The 6,547-nt window shown below is 69.7% G+C and carries 5 protein-coding genes; 3 read left to right on the top strand and 2 right to left on the bottom strand.

Features of this window, described 5'->3' with window-relative positions; translation table 11 throughout:
- Together IEY69_RS20135 and IEY69_RS20130 are read left to right on the top strand one after the other, a co-directional pair.
- Positions 1-774 (top strand): branched-chain amino acid ABC transporter substrate-binding protein (locus IEY69_RS20135; protein WP_189074872.1); only part of this gene is annotated, 774 nt, incomplete at its 5' end.
- 426 nt (positions 775-1,200) lie between these two features.
- Positions 1,201-2,076 carry a GNAT family N-acetyltransferase gene (locus IEY69_RS20130; RefSeq protein WP_189074871.1) on the top strand — a complete coding sequence of 292 codons (876 nt, stop codon included), beginning with the start codon at positions 1,201-1,203 and terminating at the stop codon, positions 2,074-2,076.
- Between the two features lie 449 nt (positions 2,077-2,525).
- Here IEY69_RS20130 and IEY69_RS20125 read toward each other — a convergent pair whose 3' ends face one another.
- On the bottom strand, positions 2,526-3,185 hold the full coding sequence (locus tag IEY69_RS20125) for a TetR/AcrR family transcriptional regulator (RefSeq protein ID WP_189074870.1): 660 nt from the start codon (positions 3,183-3,185) through the stop codon (positions 2,526-2,528).
- 155 nt (positions 3,186-3,340) lie between these two features.
- On the opposite strand from IEY69_RS20125, the gene IEY69_RS20120 reads away from it, so the two are divergent.
- The gene (locus tag IEY69_RS20120) at positions 3,341-4,261 is read left to right on the top strand and encodes an alpha/beta hydrolase family protein (protein WP_189074869.1); all 921 of its coding nucleotides are present in this window, start codon (positions 3,341-3,343) and stop codon (positions 4,259-4,261) included.
- Positions 4,262-4,447: 186 nt separating this feature from the next.
- Here IEY69_RS20120 and topA read toward each other — a convergent pair whose 3' ends face one another.
- Entirely contained in the window at positions 4,448-6,484 is a 2,037-nt protein-coding gene (topA, locus tag IEY69_RS20115; RefSeq protein ID WP_189074868.1) for a type I DNA topoisomerase, read from the bottom strand.
- Between the last annotated feature and the right edge of the window lie 63 nt (positions 6,485-6,547).

The raw sequence follows: 6,547 nt of genomic DNA, 5'->3' as shown, positions 1-6,547 counted from the left end.
GTCACCGACCGCGGCCTGAGCAACATGAACCGCATCGTCGCCCGCGACGACGCGCAGGGCCCCGCCGGCGCGAACTTCATCAGCGGCACCCTGAAAGCCAAGAAAGCCTACGTCCTGAACGACAAGACCGCCTACGGCGAAGGTCTGGCCAAGGAAGTCGAGAAGGCCCTGAAAGCCAAGGGCGTGACCGTCAGCGCCAACGAAGGCACGGAAGAGAAGAGCGACTTCTCGAGCATCGTGGCGAAGATCAAACTGGCGAACCCCGACGCGATCTACTTCGGGGGGATCTACAACCAGGTGGGCGTGTTCATCAAGCAGCTGCGTGAAGCGGGCGTGCAGACGCCCGTGGTGGGCGGCGACGGTCTGGACAGCGGCGAGCTGCCCGTGATCGTGGGCAAGGCGAACGCGAACAACATCTACTTCACGACGGTGGCCGCGCCCCTGAGCGCCCTGCCCGCCGCGAAGGTCTTCGCCATGAATTACCGCAACGCATACAAGGACGAGTTGCAGGGCTTCGGGGCGTTCGGGTACGACGCGGCGAAGGTGGTCGTGCAGGGCGTGCTGAACGCCGTGCGGGCCAACGGGAACAAGGTGCCCAGCCGCGCGCAGGTGGAGAGCGCGATCCGCAAGGGCAGCTTCACGGGCCTGCTGTCCGGCAACGTCAGCTTCAACTCCGTCGGGGACCGCAAGGCCGCCCGGCTGTACGTGATGAACATCACCGCCGGGAAGTTCAGGCTCAGCACGATCATCCCCGTCAGCCCGAACCGACCCTGACCACCCCCTGCAGAGCAGCAGGCAGCGCCACGAGGGGCAGGAGCTCCTTGCGCTGCCTGCTGGTTGACGCCGTTCCTCTCCTGGCGGTCCGTCTGGGGACAGTCTCTCGCCGTGCGGCGCAGCGTACCGAGTTCGCCTGCTCCACAACAACCCGCTGAAGCGAGCGCCCGACCAGGCGGTTCAGCGCTATTGACAGCGGTGTTCAGTGCCCTTGAAGGGCGAACAGGCCGCCCTTCAACTCCCCGCTCCACCCGCTGCCGTTCTCAGGTGCTCACAGCGGGTCTCCGTCGAGACCAGCGGCCGAGGGTACACCCTGGAGCGTGCCGTTGGCCCCACAGGAGAACGGTCTCCTCACTGACCGGTCGCCTCGCCAGCTCCGGTCATCTCGCGTTGCCGTCACCACCCGGCGTTGATACGGTGGCAGACATGACCTGGCGAGACTGGACGGGGAGCACGCGGGATTGTGAGGCGCTGGCACGCCTGACCACGGCGCAGTATCCCGATGCGCCCCTGACCACTGACGACGTCGCGCGTGACTGGCAGCTGCGACCATCAGATCAACCGTTCCTCGTCCGCTTCGCACTGGACGGCGGTTGCGAGGTCGCCCTAGTGGAAACCTATCCGCAGTCCCCTGGATCCTTCCTGCTCGAACTGATCGCCCCGGAAGATGCTCTGGGTACGGCAGGCGCGGCCCTCCTTGAGCACGCGGGCCAGTGGGCGGCAGCACACGGCGCCGAACGGTGGACCCTGACACTCCGGGCGGGTGACACGCGGAGCGACTGGCTGGAACAGCAGGGCTTCGAACTTCGCCTGATCAGCACCGAATGGACGTACTGGGGGCCTGGGCTGGCCACTCCCCCGGCCGGCATCAGCTTCCAGAGGGTCGGGTCTGATCCTGACCGTCAGGAGGCCCTGCGCGCCGCCCTCAATCAGGGCCGGAAGGAGCTGAACCTTCCGGCATTCACGCGCGACGCGTTCCGGCGCGACGTCCTGAATTTCGGCCTCGACCGTCCAGATCTCCTCTGGCTGGCGCAGGCAGCGGCCGGCGACGTGGTGGGCTGCCTGTGCCTGCATGTCTGGGACACTGCGCGCCATGGCGAGTGTTCATGGGTCAGCGTGTCGCCCGCGTGGCAGCGACGTGGCGTGGCGGCGTCGCTGCTCGCCGCCGCGAGCGAGGTAGCTCAGTTGTCCCGCGTGACGGCGAACCTGCCGGCGCACAGGCGGGACTGCGACACCCTCCTGTCGCGCGCCGGTTTCCGACCGTCGACGGAATGGCTGCAGGCAGAGCGGCCCGTGCGGTGATCCAGAGCACACGCGGCCTGCCCGAGCAGCCCCACTGGCGGGGAGGCGACCGTCCAGGTCCTGCGGTGACGGCGATCCCGGACCGATCGATCCACAGCGGTGTTCAGGTCCACCCTGGAGCCTGCAGCCCGTCCCAGGGCTCCACGTCTCCCTGCTGCCTTGTTGGTGGCCCGCTCTGCCGCGCAGAGCCGTGCGCCCAATCGGTTGACAGAAGAGTCCAGAGATCTTGAGAGCGACCCTTGAGACCTCTGACAGCGGTTTCCAGTTCCGTTGGGGGGACAACATCACGCCCTTCAATTCCACTCCCAACCGCTGATGTTGTCAGGTGCTCGCTCTGCGGCGCAGCTCTTCGAGTCCGCTCGATTCGGAGAGATTGAGTCAACCCTTCAGTACCTCTGAATTCTGCAGTCAGTGTCTGTGGTCGGATCCTGACGGTCGGCGGGGCGCGGTCACGCGGGATCGTCCGGAGACCCTGCCGCCGGTGGCGTCGTCCGCTGCCGTGAGGGAAGGACTGCCTGCGCCGACGGGTCCGGCAGCCGGGCAGGCACGGTCAGGCCGCTGAGCAGCAGTTGAGCGGCGGCGCGGGCGTCGTAGCGGGTGTCCTGACCGGCCCCGATGCAGAGGTTGCCGGTGGCTCGCATCAGGGAGAAGGCCGTGATGGGCGTGCGGATCTCACCCGAGGCTGTGGCTGCCCGCAGGAGGTCGTCGCAGACGGGCAGCAGGCGGTCAAGGAAGGATCGGTGCAGGGCCTCGGAGGTGGCGGGGTCGCCCTGCAGGGCGGCGGCGAGGCCGTGTTTGGTGGCGAGGAAACCGGTGAAGAGGTCAGTCCACTCGCGCAGAGCGGTGAAAGGGGACGGGGCCTGGGCGAGAAGGGTGGGGCCGGCGGCGGCGCAGATGTCCACCTGGTGCTGATACACGGCGACGACCAGGTCGGCCCGCGTCGGGTAGTGGCGGTAGAGGGTGCCCATGCCGACTCCGGCGTGCTGGGCGACGTCCCGGACGGGTACGTCGATGCCGCGCTGGGCGAACAGGTCGGCGGCGGCCTGGATGATGGTCAGGGCGTTGCGCTGGGCGTCGGCGCGTCGGCGGGTGGGGCGGGGTTCGGGCATGACTGGTCCTGGGAAAGGCGAATTGACAAAGCGGAGCGCTGCTCCATATATTTCCGGAACACGGTTCCGCTTAATAGCCTACCGTATTTGCAGCCACGACCCCACACAGCGACCCACCTCATCGGAGCGGCGCGACGCCGCCCACAGGAGACCCCATGACCGCGCCCACCGCGCCGGTGCACACCACCGCTCCCCTGCTGGTCACTGCGCCCGGCCGCCCCCGCCCGCTGCACGTCAAGCTCAGCGTGCCCCTCTCCGGAGACCGGCTGCCCATCCTGCTCTTCTCGCACGGCAACGGCTCGTCCCTCCACGCCTACGGCCCACTGACCGACCGCTGGGCCGCGCAGGGATTCGCGGTCATTCAACCCACCCACCTCGACAGCCGGCAGGACCCGGGCCCACCGCTCAGTCCGCTGCGCATCTGGCGTGAGCGGATTCTGGACCTTCAGCGGATCCTCGATCACCTCGGCGAACTGACCGAGACTCTTCCCCACGTCAGCGGACGCCTGGACCCTACACGCGTCGCGGCCGCCGGCCACTCGTGGGGTGGGGAGACCGTCAGCAAACTCCTCGGCGCGCGGCCCACCACCCTGCCTCGCGGTCCAGACGACGGGACGCGCGACCCCCGCATACGCGCCGGCGTGCTGCTCGCCGCGCCCGGCCTCGGCGGATCAGCCCTGACCACCCACGCCGCGCAGCACTACCCGTTCCTGAATCAGGATTTCTCCAGTCTGCACGCTCCTGCCCTCATCGTCGCTGGTGATCAGGACGAAGCCCGCCTGAGCGTCCGGGGGGCCCGCTGGGTCACCGACGCCTACCACCTGAGCTCCGGCCCGAAAGCCCTGCTGACGCTGACCGGGGCGCAGCATTCCCTGGGCGGCATTCCCGGCTACGAGTCCCGCGAGACGACCGACGAGCAACCCGACCGGGTGGCCGCGATCGCACGGCTCAGCGGCGCGTACCTGCGCAGCGCCCTGGACCCCCATGATCCCGCCTGGCGGGACGCGCGGGACACCTTCCGCGAGCAGAGCGCCCACCTCGGCAGGATCGAGGAACGGCTCGCCCCGACACCCTGACCGCCGTTTCCAGTTCCGTTGAAGGGCCAAGGGCACGCCCTTCAATTCCACTTCCGACCACTGATGTTGACGGCTTTTCGCTCCGCTCGTTTCAGGTGTGCTGGGAGCCCCTCAACACACCTGGAAACCGCTGTGTGCACCACGGTGCGGTCAGGGTCGGTTCAGCGGGCCACCCGGCAGCCCGCCCTACGAGCGGCGCGGCTTCGCGCTGGACCGGGTGGACTTCCGGGCCGGCCGACTGCTTACGGTGCCCGGTGGTGTGGCCTCAGCTCTGGCGGCCCGGCCCGCCCGGGATTTCTTCGCGGTCCAGGTCCCCTGCAGGACGGCGTCCGCCTGCGCCTCGTCCAGGTCGGCGGGGATGACCTCGTCGGGCAGCGGCGCGCTCTGCCCCTCCCGCACCAGCTGCGCGCCGCCCGCGGTCGCGCGCAGGCGCGTGCCGTTCAGGTGCGGGAGGGGCAGGCTGGGCGCCTCGCGGGACGCCCGGCGAATGGTGGGCGCCAGACCCTGCGTCCAGAAGCGGGTCAGGTACGCCACGCGCGTGCTCGTTCCGGCCGCCACGTCATCCAGTCCGGCTTCCATGGTGGCAGTGAAGTCGTTCTGCATGACGTCCGGCACCTGCCGCGCCAGGTAGGTGGTGACCAGCAGCCCCACGGCCGTCACGGCCAGGTGCCGGCCTGTCAGGCGCACGTACGCCCGGGTCTGCAGGGTGCTCAGCGTCTGCGCGTACGTGCTGGGCCGCCCGATCCCGGCCTTCTCCATGGCCTGCACGAGCGTCGCCTCGGTGAAGCGGGTCGGGGCGGACGTCTTCTTCCCCTCGGGCGCGCGGGCTTTCAGGGGCACCCGCTGTCCCGCCTGCAGGGCCGGGAGGCGCTGATCGTCCGTCTCGCCGTCGTCCTCCTGAAGGAGATGCAGGAAGCCAGCCTCTTTCAGGACGCGGCCCTGCGCGCCCAGGGTGGCCGCGCCGCAGGTCAGGGTCACGACCGTCTTGTCGAACACGGCGTCCAGCATCTGGGACGCCACCGTGCGCTGGTAGATCAGGGTGTACACGTCCAGATCGGCGCCGCTCAAGCCGGTCGCAGCGGGGGCGCGCCAGCTCGTCCCGGCGGGGCGGATCGCCTCGTGCGCCTCCTGCGCGTTGGGGTTACGGGTCGCGTACTGCCGGGGCTGCGCGGGCACGGCGGCCGGTCCGAACAGGCGCGTGGCCTCGCGTCGAGCCTCGGTCAGGGCCTCGTCGGACAGCGCCGGGGAGTCGGTCCGCATGTACGTGATCAGGCCCCCCTCGTACAGGCGCTGGGCGGCGTCCATGACCCCCTTCGCGCTGAGGTTCAGTCGCCCGCCCGCCTGCTGCAGCGTGCTCGTGATGAAGGGCGGGGCGGGGCGCGTGCGGGTCTCGGTGACGTCCACGGCAGTGACGGTCGCCTCCCGCCCGTCCAGGTAGGCGCTCAGGGCGCGGACCTGCTCGCCCGTCATCTCCAGCACCTGCGTGCCGGGTTTCAGGACGCCGCCTGGCGTGTAGTCACCCGCCCGCGCGATGGGCAGCCCCTGCGGGTGCTCGCTGCTGCGCACGTGCGTGACGGTCGCCGTGAACTTCGGGCGGGTCAGGACGTCCGCGCGAACCGACCAGAACGTCGCGGGTCGGAAGCGCATGCGGGCCATCTCCCGCTGCGCGAGCAGCATCAGCGCCGCGCTCTGCACGCGCCCCGCGCTGAGCTTGCCGCCCACGCTGCTCCACAGCAGCGGGCTCACCTCGTACCCCACGAGGCGGTCGATGACCCGGCGGGCCTCCTGCGCAGCGACGAGGTTCAGGTCCAGCGGCCGGGTGGACTGCAGCGCGGCCTGCAGGGCCTCCCGCGTGATTTCCGTGAACACCATCCGCGTGGGCTGCTCGACGTTCAGCAGGCGGCTGAGGTGATACGAGATGGCTTCCCCCTCGCGGTCCATGTCGGACGCGAACAGGATCCGGTCCGCCGCTCCGGCCAGCTGCCGCAGTTCCTTGACCGTGCTGCGCTTGCTGGCCGGCACGACGTAGATCGGCGCGAACGTCTCCGGGTTGACACCCAGGTGCGCCCAGGGTTCGGCGCGGTACCGTTCGGGAATCTCCATCTTCGAGCCGGGCAGGTCCCGCACGTGCCCCAGCGAGGCGCGCACCACGAACCCGGCCCCGAGCAGACCCGCGATCTTGCGGGCCTTCGCGGGACTTTCGACAATCACGAGGGTCGCCATGCCCTCAGGGTAGCGTCTGCGCGGGACTGAACCGGGTGTTGTGACGGCCATCAGAGCTCCGGG

Origin of the sequence: Deinococcus sedimenti (genome assembly GCF_014648135.1) — a bacterium.
Classification (GTDB): Bacteria; Deinococcota; Deinococci; order Deinococcales; family Deinococcaceae; genus Deinococcus; species Deinococcus sedimenti.
The sequence above is the reverse complement of the archived record's forward strand: the minus strand, read 5'-3'. Positions and strand labels throughout refer to the sequence as shown.